General features: G+C 35.4%; 15 protein-coding genes. 6 read left to right on the top strand and 9 right to left on the bottom strand.

Annotation, left to right across the window (positions count from 1 at the left end; all coding sequences use genetic code 11):
- Positions 1-72: 72 nt before the first annotated feature.
- From AABM59_RS08400 to AABM59_RS08390, 3 genes are all read left to right on the top strand, one after another.
- A complete protein-coding gene (locus AABM59_RS08400) occupies positions 73-3,015 on the top strand; it encodes a TonB-dependent receptor (RefSeq protein ID WP_338408519.1) in 2,943 nt (980 codons plus the stop codon).
- Between the two features lie 118 nt (positions 3,016-3,133).
- Positions 3,134-5,122, top strand: a complete 1,989-nt coding sequence (uvrB, locus tag AABM59_RS08395) for an excinuclease ABC subunit UvrB (protein WP_338408518.1) — start codon at positions 3,134-3,136, stop codon at positions 5,120-5,122.
- Between the two features lie 246 nt (positions 5,123-5,368).
- Complete coding sequence (locus AABM59_RS08390) at positions 5,369-5,836, top strand: DUF1456 family protein (protein WP_338408517.1); 468 nt, start codon at positions 5,369-5,371, stop codon at positions 5,834-5,836.
- A gap of 55 nt (positions 5,837-5,891) precedes the next feature.
- Here the strand turns inward: AABM59_RS08390 and sucC are convergent, their stop codons facing one another.
- A complete protein-coding gene (sucC, locus tag AABM59_RS08385) occupies positions 5,892-7,085 on the bottom strand; it encodes an ADP-forming succinate--CoA ligase subunit beta (protein WP_338408516.1) in 1,194 nt (397 codons plus the stop codon).
- Between the two features lie 421 nt (positions 7,086-7,506).
- On the opposite strand from sucC, the gene gltB reads away from it, so the two are divergent.
- The 3 genes from gltB to lysA all read left to right on the top strand — a co-directional run bounded on the left by gltB (position 7,507) and on the right by lysA (position 14,881).
- On the top strand, positions 7,507-12,024 hold the full coding sequence (gene gltB, locus AABM59_RS08380) for a glutamate synthase large subunit (RefSeq protein WP_338408515.1): 4,518 nt from the start codon (positions 7,507-7,509) through the stop codon (positions 12,022-12,024).
- 2 nt (positions 12,025-12,026) lie between these two features.
- Positions 12,027-13,481, top strand: a complete 1,455-nt coding sequence (locus AABM59_RS08375) for a glutamate synthase subunit beta (protein ID WP_338408514.1) — start codon at positions 12,027-12,029, stop codon at positions 13,479-13,481.
- 179 nt (positions 13,482-13,660) lie between these two features.
- Positions 13,661-14,881 (top strand): diaminopimelate decarboxylase, encoded by a 1,221-nt coding sequence (gene lysA, locus AABM59_RS08370; RefSeq protein ID WP_338408513.1) that lies wholly within the window; start codon positions 13,661-13,663, stop codon positions 14,879-14,881.
- A 142-nt stretch (positions 14,882-15,023) separates the two neighbouring features.
- Here lysA and pafA read toward each other — a convergent pair whose 3' ends face one another.
- The 8 genes from pafA to AABM59_RS08330 form a co-directional block, all read right to left on the bottom strand.
- On the bottom strand, positions 15,024-16,640 hold the full coding sequence (pafA, locus tag AABM59_RS08365; protein WP_338408512.1) for an alkaline phosphatase PafA: 1,617 nt from the start codon (positions 16,638-16,640) through the stop codon (positions 15,024-15,026).
- Between the two features lie 94 nt (positions 16,641-16,734).
- Positions 16,735-17,148: a hypothetical protein gene (locus AABM59_RS08360; RefSeq protein WP_338408511.1), complete on the bottom strand. Its 414-nt coding sequence runs from the start codon at positions 17,146-17,148 to the stop codon at positions 16,735-16,737.
- A 44-nt stretch (positions 17,149-17,192) separates the two neighbouring features.
- Positions 17,193-18,137, bottom strand: coding sequence for a nitronate monooxygenase (locus tag AABM59_RS08355; RefSeq protein WP_338408510.1), 945 nt, complete (start codon positions 18,135-18,137; stop codon positions 17,193-17,195).
- Between the two features lie 14 nt (positions 18,138-18,151).
- Positions 18,152-19,771, bottom strand: a complete 1,620-nt coding sequence (locus AABM59_RS08350) for a S8 family serine peptidase (RefSeq protein ID WP_338408509.1) — start codon at positions 19,769-19,771, stop codon at positions 18,152-18,154.
- A gap of 26 nt (positions 19,772-19,797) precedes the next feature.
- Entirely contained in the window at positions 19,798-20,985 is a 1,188-nt protein-coding gene (mnmA, locus tag AABM59_RS08345) for a tRNA 2-thiouridine(34) synthase MnmA (RefSeq protein ID WP_338408508.1), read from the bottom strand.
- Between the two features lie 71 nt (positions 20,986-21,056).
- Positions 21,057-21,773 carry a hypothetical protein gene (locus AABM59_RS08340; protein ID WP_338408507.1) on the bottom strand — a complete coding sequence of 239 codons (717 nt, stop codon included), beginning with the start codon at positions 21,771-21,773 and terminating at the stop codon, positions 21,057-21,059.
- Between the two features lie 87 nt (positions 21,774-21,860).
- A complete protein-coding gene (yidC, locus tag AABM59_RS08335) occupies positions 21,861-23,762 on the bottom strand; it encodes a membrane protein insertase YidC (protein WP_338408506.1) in 1,902 nt (633 codons plus the stop codon).
- A gap of 36 nt (positions 23,763-23,798) precedes the next feature.
- Entirely contained in the window at positions 23,799-25,412 is a 1,614-nt protein-coding gene (locus tag AABM59_RS08330; RefSeq protein WP_338408505.1) for a CTP synthase, read from the bottom strand.
- Positions 25,413-25,928: the final 516 nt, after the last annotated feature.

Genomic DNA, 25,928 nt, shown 5'->3' with positions numbered 1-25,928 from the left:
TATTTACATAGATATTAGGAAAGACTAATTAATTGTTTACTTTCGTGTCTTAAACTCAAAAAAAAAAAAAAAATGAAAAAATTATTTTTTATTCTAACTTTAATTTTCACGGCAAGTATTACTGCCCAAGAAATTAAAGTTTCTGGAGTCGTTACTGACGACTCAAAAGCACCATTAGCAGGTGCATCAATCAATGTAAAAGGAACTCAAAATGGAGCTTCAGCTGATTTTGACGGAAAATTTACAATCAATGCAAAAATTGGAGATGTCCTACTTGTTTCTTTTATTGGCTTTGAAACTAAATCAATCACTGTAAAAGGTTCAACAGTAAATGTTAGCTTAGTAACAAGTGGCGAATTGCTTCAAGATGTTGTTGTTATAGGTTCTCGTAGCTCTGCAAGAACAATTACCGAATCTGCAGTGCCAATTGATGTGATTAGCATGAAAGATATTGCTTCACAAGGGCCACAGGTCAATTTAAATCAAATTTTGAACATGGTAGCGCCTTCGTTTACTTCAAACACTACAACAGTAGCGGATGGAACAGACCACATTGACCCAGCTCAATTAAGAGGTTTAGGACCAGATCAAGTTTTAGTATTAGTGAATGGAAAAAGAAGACATAATTCTTCCTTAGTAAACATTAATGGATCACCAGGAAGAGGAGCTGTAGGAACAGATTTAAACGCTATTCCAGCATTTGCAATAGACAGAATTGAGGTTCTTAGAGATGGTGCTTCTGCTCAATATGGTTCTGATGCTATTGCTGGTGTTATCAACATCAATGTAAAAAAAGCTACCAACAAATTAGACATTGCTCTTTTTGGAGGAAGTCATTATTCTAAAAATGCAAACGACCATACCGGCGGGAATGATGGTAACAATATCCAACTTGATTTGAACTACGGAACTGGTCTTGGTAAAGATAAAAGTTTCATCAATGTTACTGGTAGTTTTCAGCTAAGAGACCAAACTAGTAGAACAAGAGATGTAACAGGAGAATTATTAAGTGCTTTTAATGCTGTTGAACAAAGAGCATCTCAAGCTGGAACAAACATTAACGCTTTATGGGGAAATATTACAAACACTCCCAATTCTGCTCAAATCCTTTCAGCTATTCATACTTATGCTCCTCAAGTAAGTTATTTTACAAGTGCACAACAAACTGCAATTAGCAACGCTTCAACTATTGGGGCAATGCAAGCAGCATTAAAATTTGACGCTACTGAAGGAGAATTAGCCTATAGAGGATTAGAAAGAAGCAATTTTAACATGAAAGTGGGACAATCTTCTCTAGAAAGTGCGCAGTTTTTTGTAAATGGTGCTTACCCTATCAATGAAGATCTTGAAGTGTATGCTTTTGGAGGAACTAGTCATAGAACTGGTCAAGCGGAAGGTTTTTTCAGAAAACCAAATCAATCTAGAGCTTATACCGCTATATTTCCAAATGGTTTCTTACCTGAAATTCATTCTACTATCAAAGATTTATCTGTTGCTGCTGGTTTAAGAGGTAAAATATTCAAAACTTGGAACTTTGATTTAAGTAATACTTACGGTAAAAATAGTTTTGATTACAACATCGAAAACACATTAAATACCACACTAAGAGAAGACTCTCCAACTGAATTTGATGCTGGTGGATTGGCATTTTCTCAAAACACAACCAATTTTGATATTAACAAAAAATTCGACAAATTAAATGTAGCTTTTGGTTCAGAATACCGTCATGAAAACTTTACCATTAATGCGGGGGTTCCAGATTCATACAATCAATATGATATCAATGGAAATGTTGCTTCTGGAATTCCTTCAGAAAGTAATCTTTTGCCAACTGATTTCTATGGTGCCGTTAGACCAGGTGGTGCGCAAGTATTTCCAGGTTTTAGACCTGCAAATGCAATTGATAATGGACGTAACAGTGTTGCTTTATACACTGATTTAGAATATGATGTTACTGAAAAATGGTTGTTGAACGGAGCGCTTCGTTATGAAAACTATTCTGATTTTGGTAATACAACCAATTACAAATTGGCAACTCGTTATAAATTAACAGATAACATTAACCTACGTGGTGCGGTATCAACAGGATTTAGAGCGCCTTCGTTACACCAAATTTATTTTAATTCCACTTCCACTTTATTTACAAACGGAGTTCCATCAGAAGTGGGTACGTTTAGTAATGATTCTCAAGTGGCTAAACTGTTGGGTATCCCACAATTGAAACAAGAAGAATCTCAAAGTGCGAGTGTTGGTTTTACTGCTAAAATTCCAGATGCAAAAATCACTTTAACTGCTGATGCTTATATCGTGAGAATTGATGACAGAGTAGTACTTACAGATCAGTTCGTTCCAAACACTCCTGAATTAGTAACTCTTTTTAATCAAGCTGGAGCGACTAAAGCCTCTTTCTTTTCCAATGCAATTGATACTGAATCAAAAGGAATTGATATCGTTATTAGCCATAAAGCTAACATCGGAAATGGATTGACTTTGAAAACTGATTTATCAGGAACGCTTTCTAGTACAAAAAGAGTAGGTTCTATTCATGCCTCTAAAATATTAGAAGATGCAGGTCAAATAAACAGTTACTATTCTGAATCAAGTAGAGTATATCTTCAAGAAGCTATACCAAGAGTTAAGGCTAATTTAACTAACTCTATGACCGTTAAAAAATTCGATTTCTTTTTAAGAAACGTATATTTCGGTCAAGTTACAGATCCTAATACAGGTGATGCTAATGGAGATGGAAAAGTAGATACTGCAATAATTAATGGTAAAACAGTTAATGTTGAACACCCAGTTTGGGGAGCAAAAGTAATAACTGACCTATCTGTAGGATATAAATTTACAGAAAGTGCTAAAATTGTAGTTGGTGCAAATAATCTTTTTGATGTTTATCCAGATGAAAATCTAGAATCATTAAAAAGTTCAAACCAATTTATATATTCAAGAAACGTATCTCAATTTGGACAAAACGGTCGTTTTGTGTTCGCTAGATTAAGTTATAATTTCTAAAATATATTTTCTTTTTATTGAAGAGGCTGTCCTAAACGGGCAGCCTCTTTTTTTTGGATTTAACTTTCGATTACAATGATAATAAACTTTGTAACTTTGCAACTCTGAATCTTTTTAAATGAAATTCCAAGTTGTATCCGATTATCTACCAAAAGGCGACCAACCACAAGCCATTGAAAAATTAACTCAAGGCATTGAGGCGGGCGAACGCTATCAAACTTTATTGGGTGTTACCGGTTCCGGGAAAACTTTTACAGTGGCCAACGTCATTCAGGAAGTCCAAAAACCAACTTTGATTTTGGCACACAACAAAACCCTGGCAGCGCAATTATATTCCGAATTCAAGCAATTTTTTCCAAATAATGCCGTAGAATATTTTGTTTCTTACTACGATTATTACCAACCTGAAGCTTTTATGCCTGTTTCCGGTGTCTTCATTGAAAAGGACTTATCCATCAATGAAGAATTGGAAAAAATGCGTCTGAGCACTACCTCTTCCCTACTTTCGGGACGAAGAGACATCATAGTTGTGGCATCGGTTTCTTGTATTTACGGTATTGGAAATCCCGTAGAATTTCAGAAAAATGTCATTGCAATAGAGAAAAACCAAATTATTTCCCGTACCAAATTATTACATAGTTTGGTTCAAAGTTTATATTCCAGAACCGAAGCCGATTTCAATCCAGGAAATTTTAGAATAAAAGGCGACACGCTCGAGGTTTATCCGAGTTATGCCGACGATGCATTTCGAATTCACTTCTTTGGCGATGAGATTGAAGAAATAGAATCTTTTGACGTAAAGAATTCACGAGTAATCGAAAAGCACGAGCAACTCACGATTTATCCTGCAAATATGTTTGTTACTTCGCCCGATGTTTTGCAAAATGCCATTTGGGAAATCCAACAGGACTTGGTCAAACAAGTCGATTATTTCAAGGAAATCGGCAAATATTTAGAAGCCAAAAGACTGGAAGAACGCACCAATTTCGATTTAGAAATGATTCGGGAACTAGGGTATTGTTCCGGTATCGAAAACTATTCCCGTTACCTCGACGGAAGACAAGCCGGCACGAGACCGTTTTGTTTGTTGGATTATTTTCCAAAGGACTTCTTGATGGTCGTTGACGAAAGTCATGTCACACTTTCTCAAGTGCATGCCATGTATGGAGGCGACAGAAGCCGAAAGGAAAACTTGGTAGAATATGGTTTTAGGCTTCCAGCTGCAATGGACAATCGCCCGTTGAAGTTTGAGGAATTTGAAGCAATGCAAAACCAGGTCATCTATGTTTCGGCAACACCGGCAGATTATGAATTACAAAAAACCGACGGTGTTTATATAGAACAAGTCATTCGACCTACGGGATTATTGGATCCCATTATCGAAATTCGCCCAAGCCTGAATCAAATTGATGATTTGATAGAGGAAATTCAAGCCAGAGCCGAGATTGACGAACGTGTTTTAGTCACCACTTTGACTAAAAGAATGGCAGAAGAATTGGCAAAATATTTGGCAAAAGTAAGCATTCGTTGCAGTTATATCCATTCGGATGTGGACACATTGGAACGCATCGAAATCATGCAGGACTTGCGAAAAGGAATTTTTGATGTTTTGATTGGCGTCAACTTATTGCGTGAAGGACTAGATTTACCCGAAGTTTCCTTGGTCGCGATTCTCGATGCCGACAAAGAGGGTTTTCTACGAAGTCATCGCTCGCTTACACAAACCATAGGGCGTGCGGCGAGAAACCTCAACGGAAAGGCGATTATGTATGCGGACAAGATTACGGCGAGTATGCAAAAGACGATTGATGAAACTAATTATCGCAGAACGAAACAAATTAATTTCAACATTGAAAACAACCAAGTTCCGGAATCTTTAAACAAGAAAATAGAAAGTGCCTTTACCAAAAATCCTTTGGTGGATTATGAATTGGGCTACACAACTTCAATAGCAGCAGAGCCCAAAACGGAATATCTTTCTAAACCTGAAATCGAAAAAAGAATTCGCGAAAAACGAAAATTAATGGAGAAAGCCGCAAAAGACTTGGATTTTATGCAAGCCGCAAAATTGCGAGATGCCATAAAATCATTGCAAGAAAAAATCTAAAGATGAAAAAAGTCCTTTTGTATTTATTTCTATTTTTATATCATTCAAATGTATTGAAGGCTCAAGAAAGTTCTGTTTCAAAACAAATAACAACCTTTGTGATTTAAGCGCCACAATTAAAAACTATGAAATAATTTGGTTATACCATACTAAAAATTATGGAGAGATGGTTTTGTAAAAGCGTATCTTTGCCTTTTTTAAATTAGGTTTTAAACCTTTTATCTTTAAACTTATTACATTATGAAAATGACAAACAACGATATACTCAAAAAACTACGTGTTGCCTTGATGTTACGAGACGATCAAATAGTTGAAATACTAGAATTAGTAGATTTCAGGATTTCGAAATCGGAGTTGGGTGCTTTTTTCCGTGCCGAAGACCACGAAAATTACGTGGAATGTGGCGACCAAGTATTACGGAATTTCCTAAACGGATTGGTGATTCACCTTCGTGGAACCAAGGAAAATCCGAAAAATCCAACAGCCGTTTTGGCAAAACATAAAGCCCAGATTCCAGTAAAAGAAGGAGCTTCAGAAAGAGCTGAATTCAAACCAAAACCAAAAGACGAAGATAAAGCGAGAGGCGATCAAAGTCCTTCTAAATCGAAACCTGCTGCCAAAAGAACTTCAAAAAAAGAATTTCCAAAAGGAAATAACAAAATTAAAGTGGTAGAAAAAGTGAAATATAATTTCGGAAAAAACAAGAAATCATAGTAGAGACCACTGCAGTATGTTTCTATAGCTTATATTCATATAACTATTTCTATAATTAAGAAAGCGCTACTTTTACTTGATCCGCTGCTTCTTGAAACTCAACAGCCGATAAAATTGGCATTCCAGAATTATCAATTAATTCTTTTGCGATTACCGCATTAGTTCCTTGTAAACGAACAATAATTGGCACTTTAATCGCATCACCCATATTTTTGTAAGCATCAACAACTCCTTGTGCCACACGATCACAACGAACTATACCACCAAAAATATTGATCAAAATTGCTTTCACATTTGGATCTTTCAAAATGATACGAAAAGCCAATTCTACCCGTTTTGCATCGGCAGTTCCACCAACGTCTAAGAAGTTTGCTGGTTCAAAACCTGCATATTTTATCAAATCCATCGTTGCCATAGCAAGTCCGGCTCCATTTACCATACAACCTACAGTTCCATCAAGATCAACGTAATTTAATCCTGCTTCTTTTGCTTCAACCTCAATTGCATTTTCCTCACGAACGTCCCGCATTTCGGCTAATTTCGGATGACGATACAAAGCGTTGTCATCTAAATTTACTTTGGCATCAACAGCTATAATCTTGTTATCTGAAGTTTTTAAAACTGGATTAATTTCAAACATGGAAGCATCAGAACCAATGTAAGCATTATACAAAGAAGTTGCAAATTGAGTCATTTCTTTAAAAGCATTTCCAGAAAGACCTAAATTAAAGGCGATTCTTCTAGCTTGAAAACCTTGTAATCCTAAAGAAGGATCAATTTCTTCGGTAAAAATTAAATGTGGTGTGTGTTCAGCTACATGTTCAATATCCATTCCACCTTCGGTAGAGTACATAATCATATTGCGACCTTTACTTCTATTCAATAAAACCGACATATAAAACTCAGAAGTTTCACTTTCTCCAGGGTAATAAACGTCCTCAGCAACTAAAACTTTGTGCACTTTTTTACCTTCAGCAGATGTTTGAGGTGTAATTAAATTCATCCCTATAATTTGTCCTGCAATTTCCTCAACTTGTTGAAGATTTTTTGCAAGCTTAACGCCACCCCCTTTCCCACGACCACCTGCGTGAACTTGAGCTTTTATAACATGCCAACCCGTTCCTGTTTCGGCCGTTAATTGTTTTGCAGCAGCAACTGCTTCTTGGGGATTGTTTGCAACATAACCACGTTGCACTTTTACGCCATAACTGGCAAGTATTTCTTTTCCTTGGTATTCGTGTATATCCATATTAAAATATTTGACAAGATTCTGAATTTATTCCAGAAATAAAGTGCCACAAAAATAACAAATTCATCCTAAACTAAAATCTTTTTCTATTAATAAAACTGAAATAATATTTATGGCTAATTATTTGGATTTGGTTATTTATGAAATATGGAATTTAGGAAGCTAAAAATAAGAATTATTGAATTCAAAACTACTATAACGATTGAGAATCCTTTATGAAAACAGGAATTTTTCTAGTTTAATGCTAAAATAAAAAAAATAAACTAAAATGAATTGTGAATTTGACAATTTCAATGTGTCAAAATGATTTATCACTATTTAATATACGTTTTTCTATTATTACAATAAAAATACAGGAAACATGACCTTTAAAATCCATAATAATTAATGAAATCTTTATTTTTGTAAAAAATAATTAAGGATGAAAGTTAAAGAACAAGGCCTCTATTTGCCCGAATTTGAACACGACAACTGTGGCGCAGGATTTATTTGCAATTTAAATGGAATCAAGTCGAATGACATTATTCATAAAGCACTCGATATTTTAATTAACCTGGATCATCGTGGTGCCGTAAGTTCTGACGGAAGAACTGGAGATGGAGCAGGAATATTATTTGATATACCTCATGTATTTTTCAAGAAAGTTTGCGATTTTGAAATTCCAGAACCAAGAGAATATGCCGTAGGAATGGTTTTTATGCCAAAAAGCATAAACCAGACTGTTTTTTGCAAAACTACTTTTGAAGACTCGATACGAAATCAAAATCTTCAAATTTTAGGATGGAGAGACGTTCCTGTTGACGCATCTAACTTAGGACAAATTGCCGGTGAAAAAGAACCTACCGTAAAACAGGTTTTCGTTGGCAAAAACGGATTAGAACTTACAGAGCAACAATTCAATGCCAAAATGTTTGCCGCAAGAAAATTTGCAGAACATACGATCCGAAATTCGAAAATTTCTGAATGCCATATGTTCTATTTTTCAAGTTTTTCTACAACTACCATCATATATAAAGGGTTACTGAGACCTGAAGATATTAGTCCTTATTATATTGATTTGTTGGATAGCGATTTAGTCACAAGACTAGCCTTGGTTCACCAACGTTTTTCTACCAATACTTTTCCTTCATGGGAATTGGCACAACCATTTAGATATATGTGCCATAATGGTGAAATCAACACGCTTCGCGGAAACATTAGTCGCATGCGCGCTCGGGAAGAATTGATGCAAAGTGATGTTTTTGGTGACGATATCAAAAAATTATTTCCAATAATATTAGAAGGAAAATCAGATTCTGCTTCGATGGATATGGTTGTCGAATTGTTATTGATGACCGGACGTTCCTTGCCAGAAGCAATGATGATGGTGGTTCCCGAAGCATGGGAAAGACACCAAACCATGTCAGCAGAAAAGAAAGCGTTTTACGAATACAATGCTTGTATCATGGAACCATGGGATGGACCAGCTTCTATTCCGTTTACGGATGGAAATGTGATTGGAGCATTGTTAGACAGAAATGGATTGAGACCTTCACGCTACACCCTTACAAAAGATGGCTTTGTGATTATGTCATCAGAAATTGGTGTCCTTGACATTAAACCAGAAAATGTTGTTCAGCACGGTCGTTTAGAGCCAGGAAAAATGTTCCTTGTCGATATGAATGAAGGAAGAATTATTGAAGATGATGAAATAAAAAATTCAATCGTAAGTAAACATCCATACAAAGAATGGCTAGACGAAAACTTGCTTAATTTGTCACAAATTCCATATACTGACAATGTTATCCCTGTTGAAACCGCAGATTTCGAAACGCGTCAAAGAATGTTTGGCTATACAATAGAAGATTTGAAAACCATAATAAATCCAATGGGGGCTATTGGTTATGAAGCAATTAGCTCAATGGGAAATGATACGCCGCTAGCTATTTTATCAGATCAACCCCAACTCTTATACAATTATTTCAAACAATTATTTGCACAAGTTACAAATCCACCTTTAGATGGAATTCGTGAAGAAATCATAACCGACATCAGTTTGGCAATTGGTGGTGACTACAATATTTTTGATATTGCACCAAAACACTGCAAGAAATTAAAAATCCAAAATCCAGTTATTTCAAACGAAGATTTGGACAAAATAAGCAACATCAATCATCCCGACTTCAAATCAACAACTATTTCTACATTATACGAAATAGAAAAAGGAGTTAATGGATTGGAAAGAGCGTTAGAAAAATGTGTGAATGCCACTTTCAAAGCGGTATCAGAGGGTTGCAACATTGTTATTCTTTCTGATAGGAGCGTTAGTGAAAAAATGGCGCCAATCCCAATGTTATTAGCCTGTTCATACATTCATCATTCTTTAAATTCGTTAAAAGCTCGTTCGAAATTCGGAATTATAATCGAATCCGCAGAACCTCGCGAACCACATCATTTTGCTTTATTATTTGGTTATGGAGCAAGTGCTATTAATCCTTACATGGTAAACGAAATCATACGTGACCAAGTTAACAAAGGGTTTATTACCAATGTAAATGCTGATTATGCAATTAAAAATTTCAACAAAGCAATCGCAAAAGGAATCCTTAAAATTATGAATAAAATTGGTATCTCTACCTTACATTCTTACAGAGGGGCACAAATTTTTGAAATTTTGGGATTAAATAAAACATTATCTTCTAAATATTTTCCGAACACTCCATCCCGAATCGAAGGAATTGGCTTGATGGAAGTAGAAAAAGAAGTCAAAAAAAGATACCAGAAAGCTTTTCCAAATTCAAAAGTTGCCAGTTTATTGCCTTTAGAAATTGGAGGGATTTACAGATGGAGACGTAATGGCGAAAAACACATGTTTAACCCTACCACGATTGCAAAATTACAGCAAGCGGTTCGATTGAACAGTCCTGAAAGTTATAAGGAATATGCCGATATGGTCAATGACCAAAGCAAAAACTTAATGACCATCAGAGGGTTATTTGAATTTAATAATCTCGATCCTATTCCAATCGATGAAGTAGAACCTTGGACAGAAATTGTAAAAAGATTCAAAACTGGCGCGATGTCTTATGGATCTATCAGTCTAGAGGCTCATGAGAATTTAGCAATTGCCATGAACAGAATTGGTGGAAAAAGTAATTCTGGAGAAGGTGGAGAAGATCCAAAACGCTTTCAAAAAGACTTGAATGGTGATTCTAGAAATAGCGCCATCAAACAAGTGGCTTCGGGAAGATTTGGTGTTTCCATCAATTATTTAACGAATGCCAAAGAGATTCAAATAAAAATGGCCCAGGGTGCAAAACCTGGAGAAGGTGGACAATTACCTGGCGAAAAAGTGTATCCTTGGATTGCTAAAGTGAGAAATTCAACACCTTATGTTGGACTGATTTCACCTCCACCGCATCACGATATTTATTCTATTGAGGATTTATCCCAATTAATTTTCGATTTAAAAAATGCCAATCGTGAAGCTAGAATTAACGTTAAGTTAGTTTCCGAAGTTGGGGTTGGAACAATCGCTGCCGGTGTTGCCAAAGCAAAAGCCGACGTGATTTTGATTTCTGGATACGATGGAGGAACAGGTGCTGCACCTTTAACTTCCTTACAACATACCGGAATTCCTTGGGAACTTGGATTAGCCGAAGCACAGCAAACCCTAATTTTGAATGATTTAAGAAGCCGTGTAGTTTTAGAATGTGACGGCCAGCTAAAAACCGGTCGTGATGTAGCTATCGCTGCTTTACTTGGAGCGGAAGAATTTGGTTTTGCAACAGCACCATTAGTGGCTTCAGGATGTATTATGATGAGAGCTTGTCACTTGAATACTTGCCCAGTAGGTATTGCAACACAAGATCCTGAATTAAGAAAAAACTTCAAAGGAACTCCAGAACACGTCATCAACTTTATGTATTTTATTGCCGAAGAGTTGAGACAAATTATGGCGCAACTTGGCTTTAGAACCTTGAAAGAAATGGTGGGACAGTCTCAAAAACTGAATGTCAACAAAGCCATTAAACACTATAAAGCAAGCGGTCTAGACTTATCGACAATCCTATACAAACCAGAAAAAGCAAATGTTGTACCTAATCACAATACAACAACCCAAGATCACGCTTTAGAAAATGTTCTAGATTTTGACATCATAAAAGCGGCACTTCCTTCAATTTACAGAAAAGAAAGAACAAGGGTTACTTTCAAAATAAAAAATACAGATCGTGCCGTTGGTGCAATTTTGAGCAACGAAATTTCTAAAATATACGGTGCACAAGGTTTGCCTGATGACACTATATTAGTCGATTTTGAAGGTTCCGCAGGACAAAGTTTTGGTGCTTTTGCAACCAATGGATTGTCCTATAAAATTCACGGAAACTGCAATGATTATTTAGGTAAAGGCCTTTCTGGCGGGAAATTAATCATCAAGGTTCCTCCTACTGCCACTTTCAAACCTGAAGAAAATATTATAGCAGGTAATGTGGCGCTTTATGGGGCAATAAACGGCGAAGCTTATATCAACGGTATTGCTGGGGAACGTTTTTGTGTTAGAAATTCTGGCGCAACCGCCGTAGTCGAAGGAATTGGAGATCACGGATGTGAGTATATGACAGGTGGAACCGTAGTTGTACTTGGCAAAACAGGTAGAAATTTTGCTGCTGGTATGAGCGGCGGAATAGCTTATGTTTTTGACGATAAAAAACAATTCGAAAATGGTTTATGCAATATGGAAATGGTCGAATTAGAAACATTAGAAGAAGATGACTTGGTAAAACTAAGACGTTTGATTCGCAATCATTCTATGTACACCAATAGTCCTTTGGCCAAACGAATCCTTGGTGACTGGGAAAATCAACAGAAGCATTTTATCAAAGTAATGCCAACAGAATACAAAAAAGCATTGATAAGAATAGCTAAAGAAAATCAATTAGAAGAACTAATAGCACAATAGTTATGGGCAAGATAGGTGGATTTAAAGAATTTAATAGAGCTGACGAAAGTAATATAGTTGTTGCGGAACGAGTTGTAAATTACAATGAGTTTACGGTTCCGTTGGCAAAAGATAAAATAAAAGAACAAGGTTCGAGATGTATGGATTGTGGCATTCCTTTTTGTCACAGTGCTTGCCCGTTAGGGAATTTAATTCCGGATTTTAACGATATGGTGCATCAAGAAGAATGGCAAAGTGCCTTGGATATTTTACAATCAACAAATAACTTTCCTGAGTTTACAGGTCGTTTATGTCCCGCGCCATGTGAAAAATCATGTGTTTTGGGAATCATAAAAGATCCAGTGGCAATCGAAAATATTGAAAAAAGCATTATCGAAAGAGGTTTCGCCGAAGGTTGGATCAAACCACAACCACCAGAAGTTAGAACTGGAAAAACTATAGCAGTTATCGGTTCTGGTCCTGCTGGTTTAGCGGCTGCACAACAATTAAATCGTGCCGGTCACAGTGTAACCGTTTTCGAAAGAGACGACGCCATAGGCGGATTATTGCGTTACGGAATTCCGAATTTCAAATTAGAAAAAGGAATAATTGACAGACGTGTTGCTATTTTAGAAGCCGAAGGAATTGTTTTTAAAACCAATGTAAATGTTGGAGTAAATTACAGTATTGATCAATTAAATAGTTTTGATTCTATCGTATTATGCGGTGGTGCAACTGAAAGCAGAAGTTTACCAACAAAAGGTATTGAAAGTAAAGGAGTGGTTCAAGCAATGACATTTTTAACACAGCAAACTAAATCCTTATATGGCGAAAAAATTGAAAACCAAGTTAAAGCAACGGGTAAAAATGTAATTGTTATTGGTGGAGGAGATACTGGATCTGATTGCGTAGGAACTTCTAATAGACACGGAGCGTTATCTGTAACCAATTTTGAAATCATGCCAAAACCACCCATTGGAAGAAGCGAAACCACACCTTGGCCATTTTGGCCTTTGCAATTAAAAACATCTTCTTCACACGAAGAAGGTTGTGGAAGAAACTGGTTAATCAACACTAAAGAATTTCTCACCAATGAAAGTGGCCAATTAGTAGGTTTGAAAACTATTGAAGTAGAATGGAAACTAAAGCCCGGTCAAAGACCTGAACTAATCGAAAAAGAAGGTTCAGAAAAAATTTGGCCTTGTGATTTAGCTTTGTTAGCTCTTGGATTTACAGGTCCTGAAAAAAACTTGAGTGATCAATTAGGAATAAAAATCGATGCGCGAAACAATTATTTTGCCACTAATTACCAAACTAATATTCCACATATATTCACAGCTGGTGATATGAGAAGAGGACAGTCGTTAATTGTTTGGGCAATTTCTGAAGGTCGTGAGGCCGCAAGAGAAGTCGATAATTATTTGATGGATTTTACCAATTTACCTACAAAAGGCAACGGCGATTTACCTAATCTTTAAGTTTAATTTATATTATATTAAACCCTTGAGAATTCTTTCTCAAGGGTTTTTTGTTTAAATAAGCCAAAATATATAGTGTAATTGTTATTTTTGGAACATTTTGTTATAATTTGTTATTTTTAATTTATTCGCTTGTTTGAATCAATAAAGAATAATAAATTTGCTAAAAATGTAGAACAATGCAATCAAAAGATTTAGTACAATTAGCAGAACAATTCGGAAGTCCATTATATGTTTATGATGCAGCAAAAATCCAATCCCAATATAAAAGATTAACAAATGCTTTTTCGAAAGTAGAAAATTTGCGTATTAATTATGCAATGAAAGCTTTGTCGAACGTTGCCATCCTTCAATTATTGAAGGAAATGGGTTCTTGTTTAGACGCAGTTTCTATACAAGAAGTTCAATTAGGACTTTATGCTGGATATTCTCCCGAACAAATATTTTTCACTCCAAATGGAGTTTCTCTCGAAGAAATCGAGGAAGTATCGGCAATGGGAGTTCAAATTAATATTGATAACTTATCGATATTAGAACAATTTGGAACAAAACACCCACATATTCCCGTTTGTATTCGTATCAATCCGCACGTAATGGCAGGAGGAAATGCAAATATTTCTGTGGGACACATTGATAGTAAATTTGGGATTTCAGTTCATCAATTGCCCCATTTAGTTCGTATTGTCGAAAATACAAAAATGCACATTGTAGGAATCCATATGCACACGGGTTCTGACATTCTTGACATTGAAGTATTTTTATATGCCGCAGAAATTTTGTTTGACGCAGCAAAAAACTTCAATGATCTTGAGTTTTTAGACTTCGGAAGCGGATTTAAAGTGCCTTACAAAAAAGACGATATTGAAACCGATATAGAAGAATTAGGAAAAAAATTATCAAAAAGATTCAACGCTTTTTGTGCCGAATACGGGAAAAATTTGACTCTAATCTTCGAACCAGGGAAATTTTTGGTAAGTGAGGCAGGTCATTTTTTGGCCAAAGTAAATGTGGTAAAACAAACAACATCTACAGTTTTTGCAGGAATTGACAGTGGTTTCAATCACTTGATAAGACCAATGTTTTATGGTTCACAACATCATATTGAAAATATTTCAAACCCAAAAGGAAAAGAGCGTTTCTACTCCGTTGTTGGATACATATGCGAAACGGACACCTTTGCCAATAATCGCAGAATCTCCGAAATAAATGAAGGCGATATTCTTAGATTTAGAAATGCCGGAGCATATTGCTTCTCAATGGCATCGAACTATAATTCGAGATACAAACCCGCCGAAGTTTTATGGCAGAATGGACAAGGTCATTTGATTCGAGCACACGAAACCTTCGACGATTTACTAAGAAATCAAATTCAGTTACCGATTGAAGTCGCTACAGTTTAATAGAAACTAATCCCATCTCAATAAAAAATGAAATGGGATTTTTTTTTAAATTATTAAGATTTTTTGAGATTAACAATCTTTAGAACAGCAGATAAAATTTTATTTCATAAAGATGAAATTTATCATGTATTTTTATTAAAAACTATTTATCTTCCAAAATTTCCGTCAAAACCTTGCCTTCTGTACCGTTTGGCATTTCAATTTTTAGTTTTAGAGCTAATGTTGGTGCAATTTGAGTAATTTCTTTTTTATCAAAACTTTCTCCGGGTTTTATTTTCCAACCATAAAAAAGCAAAGGAGCGTGCGTGTCATAAGCATAAGGCGTTCCGTGAGAAGTTCCCGTTGGTCCGTATTGAATGTATCCCGGTTTGTCCAGCACAACTATATCCCCGTTTTGGGTTGGATCATAGCCTTTAGCAATAAAATTCAAGTAATAATCATTCCCTGTCGAAGCTAAAATTTCTTCCTCAGTATAGACCCTTTTTACTTGTTCCTGCGTCATCAAATAATCCTTGAATGCTTGTTTTACTTTGACTAGTTCTAAACCTTTTGATTGGATTAAATCCTTATTGAAAAAAAGATTAAAATTAGAAAAATTAGTTACTAAATCTTCTCCAAAGGTAGCTGCAGAAAAGCTTTTTAAGGATTTCGTTATCGCTTTAGTGTCAAGATTTTTAACAGCATATTTATTATCTTTTAAATGATTGGCATTTTCTGCACAAGCGTGATCTGAAGTCAAGAAAAGTAAATAATTATCCTTACCGACCGTGTTGTCTAAATAGTCTAAAAGATCAGCAATAGTCAAGTCTAATCGCAAGTAAGTGTCTTGCAATTCCATCGATCTTGGCCCGAGAATATGACCAACATAATCTGTTGATGAAAAACTAACTGTCAGAAAATCGGTTATATTATCTTTCCCTAATTCTTCTTGTTCAATAGCTTTCTTGGCAAAATCTGCCAATAAATTGTTTCCGAAAGGAGTCGCTCTCATAATTCCGGCATCGTTTTTATCATACATTTCTTTAAGATTGTATGGAAAAACTGGTTTTTCACAATTGTATAATTTACCTTCATACGGATTATCGTCCGGCCAACTTTCGTTATAATCTGCTGCTGGCTTTAATAAGTTCCAGCCTTTATTGATATAGGATAAATAGTTTTTTTGATTATTAAATTCCGTTACCCAATCCGGGAGTTTTTCACCGTAAAATGTACTTGAAATAAACGCACCGGTCCCACTATACCAAAAAGCCCAATTAGCAAAATGTCCAGCTGGCAAAATTGCTCCACGATCTTTTAAACTCATTCCAATTACTTTTCCTTGGAAATTAGTGGCCAATCGCAATTCGTCAGTAATAGTAGTGGTTTGAAGATTTTTAGGCGACATTGCTCCTTCTTTTTCTGTTCCGTCCCCAACAGTTCTTACGGAATCATCATCTGCGCAATACATTCCTTTTCCCAGTTTTCTGCTAAACCACTCATTCCCGACGATTCCATTTACAGATGGGGTTGCTCCAGTATAAATAGAGGCATGCCCCGGACCAGTATAAGTAGGCATATAATTAAAATTTGCATTGTGAAAAACAAATCCTTTGTTCATCAAACGTTTGAAACCGTTTGGAGAAAAATCGTCCGAGAAACGATATAAATATTCCATTTTCATTTGATCGACTACAATTCCAACGACTAATTTTGGACGTTGTTGAGCTTGAAAACTGGAAATCACGGCAAATGACAATACCAAAAATAACTTTTTCATAATATAATTTTAATTTGTAAAATACACTTTCGGGTTTTAGAAAGATTTCTGATTGAGGATTTATAAAAAACAATCAAATCTAAGCTTATAATAATTATTTGAAATTGAAAACATTATAGAGTATAATTCTGTTGTCGTAGTTAATGTAAAGCTGCTTTCTATTGTCTTGTTTTTTTCTTGTAATAATAGAAAGCGTACAATCTTCACCATTATTATCTTTACAAGTAAATGAGTAAACAGCATCATTTTCATTCTCGTCAAAAGGAACATAATCTATGATTTCAAACAATTGTATCGCTTCAGAATAAACAATAATTCGGTTTTTATCTGTATCCAATTTAACCAAAATATTCACTAACTTTAAATCAGACCATTTTCCCCAATTTCCTTTATTATTTCTTTCCAAAACACTTAAACCCGAAGTTTTAAATTTGTATGTTTGACTATATGATTGATGCAACTCTAAGCAAAGAAATACCAGAAGAATTATTGTTTTTATTTTAGCCATTTTTTATAAAATTTATAAGAAACCAAAAGTAATAAAATTTGAAGCTAGAAATCATATTTTACCACTTCTTTTCTGGCGTGTTCAAAGTCGGTAATTAATTCGGAAATAATTTCATTTACTGGTTTTATTTCATGGATTATCCCAGCTATTTGACCTATTTCCAATTCGCCTTCGACCAGATCACCTTCAAACATTCCGTGTTTTGCTCTTGCTCTTCCTAATAAAGTTGACAATTCTTCTTTCGTAGGACATTTTGAATACAAATCTTGTACGTCTTGGTAAAATTTATTCTTGATTAATCGAACCGGTGCCAATTCTTTCAAAGTAACTTGTGTGTCTCCTTCCTTGGTTTCGATAATCCTGTTTTTGAAATTTTCGTGTGACGATGATTCCACCGAAGCTGCAAAACGACTTCCCATTTGAACGCCATCTGCACCAAGAACCATCGCGGCAAGCATTCCACGACCTGTGGCAATTCCACCAGCAGCAATCAATGGAATTCGTATTTTTTCCTTCACCATTGGAATCAGTGTGAAAGTTGTAGTTTCTTCTCTTCCGTTATGTCCACCGGCTTCAAATCCTTCCGCAACAACGGCATCAACTCCTGCATCTTGCGCTTTCAAAGCAAAAATAGAAGAGCTTACTACGTGAACGACTATTATTCCTTTTTCCTTCAAAAAAGAAGTCCAGGTTTTTGGATTTCCTGCGGATGTGAAAACGATTTTAACCCCTTCTTCGACAATGATTTTCATTATTTCTTCGATGTTAGGATACAGCATTGGGACATTTACACCAAACGGTTTATCAGTTGCATTTTTGCATTTTTGAATGTGTTCCCGCAAAACTTCAGGATACATTGAACCCGCGCCAATCAATCCCAAACCACCAGCATTGCTAACAGCACTTGCTAATTTATAACCGGAATTCCAGATCATTCCTCCTTGAATAATTGGATGTTTTATATTGAAAAGTTGGGTGATTTTATTCATCTAAAGCTTAAAGATTATTGTTTGATTATTTTACCACTTTTAGAAAAACCACTCGATTCTAACTTATAGAAATACAATCCACTATTCAAGGACTTCAATGAAATAGATGATGATTGAAGCGTAATTTTTTTCTCCATAACTTTTTGTCCTAAAACGTTATAAATAACGAAAATTTTAGCGTCCGATTTGTTGGGCAAAACAATAGAAATGAAATCACTAGTTGGATTTGGAAAAACCAAGAAATCATTTTTCGAAAAACTATCCACCGACAATCCATTGGCCAAAGCCAAACTAAAATCGGGAATTCCATAACCATATTGGTTTGTTGGCAACGAAAATCTATCGGCTGATTGTGTGATTAATTGTTTGATTTCCTGAGATGTTTTACCTGGTAAAGCTTGCCATAAACAAGCCACCATTCCTGCCATAATCGGACAAGAAAATGAGGTCCCGTTTGCTGTAGTAATATTCCCGGCTGTATCTGACAAAACCGAAGATTGTCCTTGCGTCATAACATCTGGTTTTACTCGACCATCAAAACTGGGCCCAATAGAGCTAAACGAGGCATAGACTTTGTCAGCTTTCACAGCCCCAACCGCAATTACACCTAGTGCTTCAGCAGGAACTCCGATGTGTTTTTCAATATTAATATCACCCCCCTCATTTCCGGCACTTGCAACGACAATAATTCCTTTACTATAAGCAATATTTGCACCCTGTGAAGCGAAATTTGAATTCCCTGTCATATCAGAATAGGTGTGGCTGTAAGCTGGATTGTCATACCCAAAATAACCCAGAGAAGTGGTTATTAAATCTACTCCTAACCTATCAGCTTCTTCTGCAGCTTCAACCCAATTCGATTCTTCTACTGGGTTTTCATCAGCTACATCTTCGGTAATGAATAGATAATATTGAGCATCTGGTGCTGTTCCTACTAATTGTCCATCTTTAAAACCACCCATTGTAGAAAGGACAAGAGTACCGTGAGAATTAGCAGTGTAAAAATTGGAGCTTTTATTTACATAATCATATCCACCCAGGATTTGATTGTTGTCTCTTAATCTTTGAAAAGGTTGCGCTGTATTTACTCCCGGAAAACCAGCATCTAAGATTGCAATTATTTTACCAAAACCTGTATAATTAAGTTGGTGTAACAAATGCCCATTCAACATCTGAATTTGATTAGCAGATGTCCCATAATTGAAATTTATGGTTGTTTCTAATACTTTCTTAACTGGCTTGAGTTTGGGTTTGACAGTAATTCTCTTTGTTGAATTGAGTGATTTATCTGCAAAATCAACACGAAGCACGGAAGGTAATAATTTTAGCGCATTAATATCGGTTTGCAAACCACGAACATGAAGACAATTGAGCCATTTAGATTTTGCTTTTACCGTAATTCCAGTTGATGCAACAATTTCATCAATATAAGGTTGATAAATCGGAACATCTTTGATATCTAGAGCAATTCCTTGAGCAGTTCGTCTGTCCAAAGATCTTTGCGAAAGTATTGTCAACGGATTAGCGAGGTCGGTTACCGAATTGGGCTTGTCTTTAAAGTAAACCCAAGCATCTTCTTGAGAAAAGCAGATGAAACTAGAAACTAAAAACAGAAAAATGAATATTTTTTTCATATATTTTTTGAAAATAAAATACGAATCTAAGAAATAACTCCGGAACCAACTAATTCATCCTCTAAATACCAAGCTACGAATTGCCCTTCGGTTATGGCTGATTGCGGCTCTTCAAAAGCGACAAACATTCCGCTTTCGAATTGGTGCAAAGTTGCCTTTTGCAAAGGTTGACGGTACCGAATTCGTGCCATAACTTCCATTGTTTCGCCATTGGCTAAAGCCAAATCAGTACGAATCCAATGCACTTCGAATTTTTCGATAAACAACGCCTTTTTGTATAATCCAGGATGTTGACTTCCCAATCCGGTATAAATAGTATTCGTCACAACATTAGTAGAGATAATAAATAGAGGATCCGTTGTTCCTCCAACATTCAGCCCTTTTCGTTGTCCAATGGTAAAATAATGTGCGCCTTGATGTTTGCCGACAACTTTCCCCATTTCTGGTTTGTAATCAATTTTTCTTGAATCAAACAATAATTCTTGCTCAACTGAAAGTCCTGCTGCTCTTTCATAAAGATATTCAGGATTGCCTTTGTCTATTTGAATAATTTGCCCTTCTTTGGCTTGTAATTTTTGTTGTAAAAATTCGGGTAATCTCACTTTTCCAATGAAACACAATCCTTGTGAATCTCTTTTTTCGGCGGTCACTAAATCCAGTTGAGTGGCAATTTCTCGCACTTCGGGTTTTGTTAATTCACCTATAGGAAATAAAGATTTTGTCAATTGTTCTTGCGATAATTGACACAGAAAATAAGATTGGTCTTTATTCGTATCGGCTCCCGCCAAAAGTTGGTATACTTTTTCGCCGTTGACTTCGATTTCACCCTTTCGGCAATAATGACCTGTTGCCACATAATCAGCACCAAGACTTAAAGCAATTTTCATAAAAACATCGAATTTTATTTCGCGGTTACAAAGCACGTCGGGATTTGGAGTTCTCCCTTTTTCATATTCGTTGAACATATAATCAACGATTTTCTCTTTGTATTCTTCACTTAAATCTACAGTTTGAAAAGGAATTCCCAATTTTTCGGCAACCAACAAAGCATCGTTGCTGTCTTCGAGCCAAGGACAATCATTAGAAATTGTAACGGAATCATCGTGCCAATTTTTCATAAATAGTCCTATAACTTCATAGCCTTGCTGCTGTAATAAATAAGCAGCAACACTTGAATCTACACCACCGGAAAGCCCAACAACTACACGCTTCATTTTAAAAAAATTTCAATTTAACAAGGTGCAAAGTTACAAAGATTTACGACAGGATTGGAGTATACAAAAACTTAATTGGTTTTGGTTTTTGACTTGCTTTGCGGAAAACTCATATTCATCTCGTTGATTAATTTTCCTTTATTAAAAAACTGCCAAATTTCAGTTTTTTTCCCATTAGTAAACTTTCCTTTGGAAACAATATTTCCGTCATCTGGATCTCTAAAGGTGGCTAATCCATCAAATTCATTATTATTGTAATTCGATTCTTCGATTATGATTCCACCTTCGGTGTATCGTTTATAAGGGCCGTTTTTTAGGTTGTTTTTATAAGTCATTTCTTCGGCGATTTTACCACTTGGATAAAAAACTGAACACAGGCCTTCTAGTTTTCCATTGCTGTAATTTTCTAAGGTCATAATAACTGATGAAGATTTGTGGTAATATTTCCATTGGCCTTCATATAATTTATTGACTACTTTGCCTTCGCTCACTTTATTCTTGAGTTGGTCGTACATAATTGTATAAGCCGAATTGTCCTTTGGACTAAATTCCCTAGTAGCAATGACTCTTGCTGTTCGAGTGTTGTCAAAGAAAGCAAAAATGCCTACTTCTTTTCCGTGTTCAAAAGTTCCTTCATATTTGGGATTTTTGGTTTCTTTATAATTCCCTTTCCAAAGTCCGTGTTTATTTCCTTTATCGTCTAATTTATTGAAATTATTTTGAGCCTGAACACTAAACATATTCAAAAAAATCAAAACGAATATTCCTTTTTTATACAACACCCTCATAATTATCTTTTTTATTATAAACGTATTTGATTAGCAAAAATTATTCCAATAAAAAATCCCGAAATATTTCGGGATTTGTGTATAAAACTATTTCTTTTTGTCTTTTGCTTTTTGAGCTTCAGCCTGTTCCATAACTTCCTGAAGTTTACGTTGAAATTTTCCTTGTTTTTTAGGCTCTTTCAGTTTATTCACTTGGATTTGGGCATGAATTTTATCACTATCGATAATATAATTTTTTATGACAAGCATGATTCCAATGGTAATCGTATTGGAAACAAAATAATACAAACTCAATCCAGAAGCATAATTATTAAAGAACAGCAACATCATAACTGGCGAAATATAGATCATATATTTCATTATTTTTGCCATATCTGGCATGCCTTCTTGTTGTGGAGCTGCCATTTGCTGGTCACCGGTGGTCATTTTCATATAAAAGAAAATCGCAATCGATGCTAAAATAGGAAACAAACTGATGTGATCTCCATAAGCAGGCACATGAAATGGCAGCTTATAAACGGAATCAAAGGAAGATAAATCATCGGCCCAAAGAAATCCTTTTTGTCTCAAACTTATCGCCGATGGGAAGAATTGAAATAAAGCATAAAAGACGGGCATTTGCAATAAACCGGGGACACAACCCGCCATTGGGTTTACTCCCGCTTTGTTGTACAGCTTCATTGTTTCTTGCTGTTTTTTCATTGGGTCTTTTTTGAATTTTTCTCCCAATTCCGTAATTTCCGGCTTCAATACTTTCATTTTTGCCTGTGACAAAAATGATTTATAGGTAACCGGCGACATAAATAGTTTGACCAATATTGTAAACAAAATAATGGCCCATCCCGGAGCAATAAACATACTTAAGAAACCATACATTGGTATAAATGCGTGGCGATTTATCCAACCGAAAATACCCCAACCCAATGGCACAATATCTTCCAAATTTTTATCATAAGTCTTTAGTATGGCGTAATCTGAAGGACCGAAATACCAATTCATTTTTTGGTCAATTTCCCCATTTTTGAAAGCTATTGGAATAATTGCTTTAAACTGTTTCGTGTAAATGGTATCTATTTTATCATCGTGAACCAAATTATTAGAATGCAATTCAGCACTTTTAAAAGGGACATCAGTCAATAAAACAGAGCAGAAAAAATGTTGTTTAAAAGCAACATAAGATACGTCACTAACCATTTCCATTTTATCTGTTCCTTGCCCTATATAGTTGCTTTTCGCATCTTCATACTCGTAGCAAATTTCGGAGTAGCGATTTTCAGTAGAAACACTTTTTTCATTTCTAAAGGATTTTAAATCCCATTCGATATTTAATGGTTTCGATGCATCTAAAACACTCTTTAATCCTTGAGAATGAATTTCAAAACCAATCATATAATCGTTTGGTTTCAAAATATATTTGTACTCCAAATATTCATTTGCCCCAGATTTCAATCGCATTGAAAGAATTTGATCTGCACCATATTTCGTCAAAATTGGCTCAAAAAACAAATCCTTTGTATTTAAAGTTCTGTTGTCAGTTGTCAGTAATTGAACATTCAAATTGGCATTATTGTCTTTTATCAATTCAACCAATTGTCCGGAACCTTTCTTGAATCTCTCGAAATTTTTCAAGGTAGCTTCTACTATGTAACCTCCTTTATTGGCAATTTTAAGTATTACCAAATCATTTTCGATAATAGTAACTGTATCTTTTGCTGATGGTAATGAAGCCGAATAAGCAAAATTTCCTAATGATTTTTGCAATTTAGCCAACTGTATTGTATCTCCAACGGCACCAATTGTTGGTACTTCTGCGTCTTGGTTCACAACAACTTTGCTTGCTTTATCTTCTTTGGCAACTTGCTCTTTCTTGGCTTTTTCTGCTACAATAGCTGCTTCAGAAGGCTGGTTTTGGTACATTATCCAAATCAAGATTCCGAAAATCAATACGAAGCCTATAATCGAATTGAGGTCTAATTTTTTTTCTTCCATTATTTTAATTAAAAACGTTTATGTTTAAAAACTTTATTATTTTTTCTTTGCCTTTACGGTTGCTGCGATGAAATTAACAAAAAGCGGATGCGGGTTCGCCACGGTGCTTTTGTATTCCGGATGGTATTGTACTCCTATAAAAAAAGGATGATCTTCTAATTCTACAATCTCGACCAAACCGGTTTCAGGATTTGTTCCAGAAGCTTTCAATCCAGCTTTTTCCAAAACAGCTACGTAACCACTATTGTATTCATAACGATGGCGATGGCGTTCCGAAATAGTTGTTTCGCCATAAATTTTAAAGGCCAAAGTATCTGGTTTTATATCGCATTTCCATGCGCCAAGACGCATTGTTCCGCCTTTATCGGTGATGGTTTTTTGCTCTTCCATTAAGTCAATAACAGGGTGTTTTGTATTGGGATTCATTTCGGTCGAATTAGCATCGGCATAACTCAAAACATTTCTTGAATATTCGATAATTGCCATTTGCATTCCCAAACAAATTCCAAAAAATGGTATTTTATTTTCCCGTGCATAACGAACCGCCTCAATTTTTCCTTCTACCCCTCTTTCTCCAAAACCTGGAGCAACAAGAATTCCGTCTAATCCAGCTAATTTATCGGCTACATCTGAAGCATCAAGAAATTCAGAATGAATAGAAACTACATTTACTTTGGTTTCATTGGCAGCACCAGCGTGGATAAAAGATTCCAAAATGGATTTGTATGAATCTTGCAATTCTACATATTTTCCAATCAAACCAATATTCACGGTATGTTTTGGATGTTTTATTCTATACAAAAAAGTGTTCCAGTTTCTTAAATCTGGAGCAGCTCTTTTTGGTAAAGCTAATTTCTTTAAAGCGACAACGTCTAATCCTTCTTCGAGCATCAAAACAGGTACTTCATAAATAGTCGAAGCATCGATAGATTGGATTACGGCTTCTCTTTTTACATTGCAAAACAAAGCTAATTTATTACGCAATTCTTCCGAAATTTCGTGCTCTGTTCTACAAACTAATATATCTGCTTTTATCCCGCTTTCCATCAAAGTTTTAACGGAATGCTGCGTTGGTTTTGTTTTCAATTCTCCGGCTGCAGCCAAATAAGGAACCAGAGTCAGGTGAATTACCAAACCATTATGTTCTCCTAATTCCCAAACTAGTTGACGAACCGATTCTATATAAGGTAAAGATTCAATATCACCAACAGTTCCACCAATTTCAGTAATTACAATATCATAATCGCCCGATTTACCAAGCAATTGCATTCTTTCCTTAATTTCATTGGTAATATGAGGAACAACTTGAACTGTTTTTCCAAGGAATTCACCTCTTCGCTCTTTTTCAATAACCGAAAGATAAATTCTTCCTGTGGTTACATTATTCGCTTGAGAAGTTGGAACATTCAAGAAACGTTCGTAATGACCTAAATCTAAATCGGTTTCAGCGCCGTCATCAGTCACGTAACATTCTCCATGTTCGTAGGGATTTAATGTTCCAGGATCAACGTTAATGTATGGATCAAATTTCTGGATGGTCGTTCGATATCCTCTTGCCTGTAATAATTTTGCCAATGAAGCCGCGATAATCCCCTTCCCTAAAGAAGAAGTTACACCGCCGGTGACAAAAATATATTTCGTTTGATTCATTCTTTTGTTGTTGTAGTTGTTGTTGTTTGGTAAATATTTAAGCAAATAAGTTTGCAAAAACGAGGCAAAAATACGATTATAAATTGAGAAAAAACTAATTTGGAATTGAGATAATTTTGATTTTATTGGGAAGATTGAAATGAATCTCTTTTTTTGGTTACCAAATGAGACAAGAAATTTTCCTATTGACAATCCTGTTATTGCGTCAACAATTGTCGATCCCACTATTTAATTTTTAACATATAACACTAAAACATTAAAACAAGAGCGCTGTAAAACATTCATCTTTACAATAGGTTTTTAATACGTAAAGCTAAGAACTGGTCCCTGTGTTCAAACACTGTTGAATCTAAAATAAAACAAAAACCCTAGGCTAATAAAAATTAAAGTTTCCAAGGTGTTAAAAAAAAATGCCAATCTTTTTAGATTGACATTTGTTAATATTTACTATTTGAATCTAACCCGTTGGGTGTAATTATTAAAAACGTCTATTCGAGTGTTTTTTGTGCAGTAAAA

It is taken from the genome of uncultured Flavobacterium sp., assembly GCF_963925185.1.
Classification (GTDB): domain Bacteria; phylum Bacteroidota; class Bacteroidia; order Flavobacteriales; family Flavobacteriaceae; genus Flavobacterium.
The sequence above is the reverse complement of the archived record's forward strand: the minus strand, read 5'-3'. Positions and strand labels throughout refer to the sequence as shown.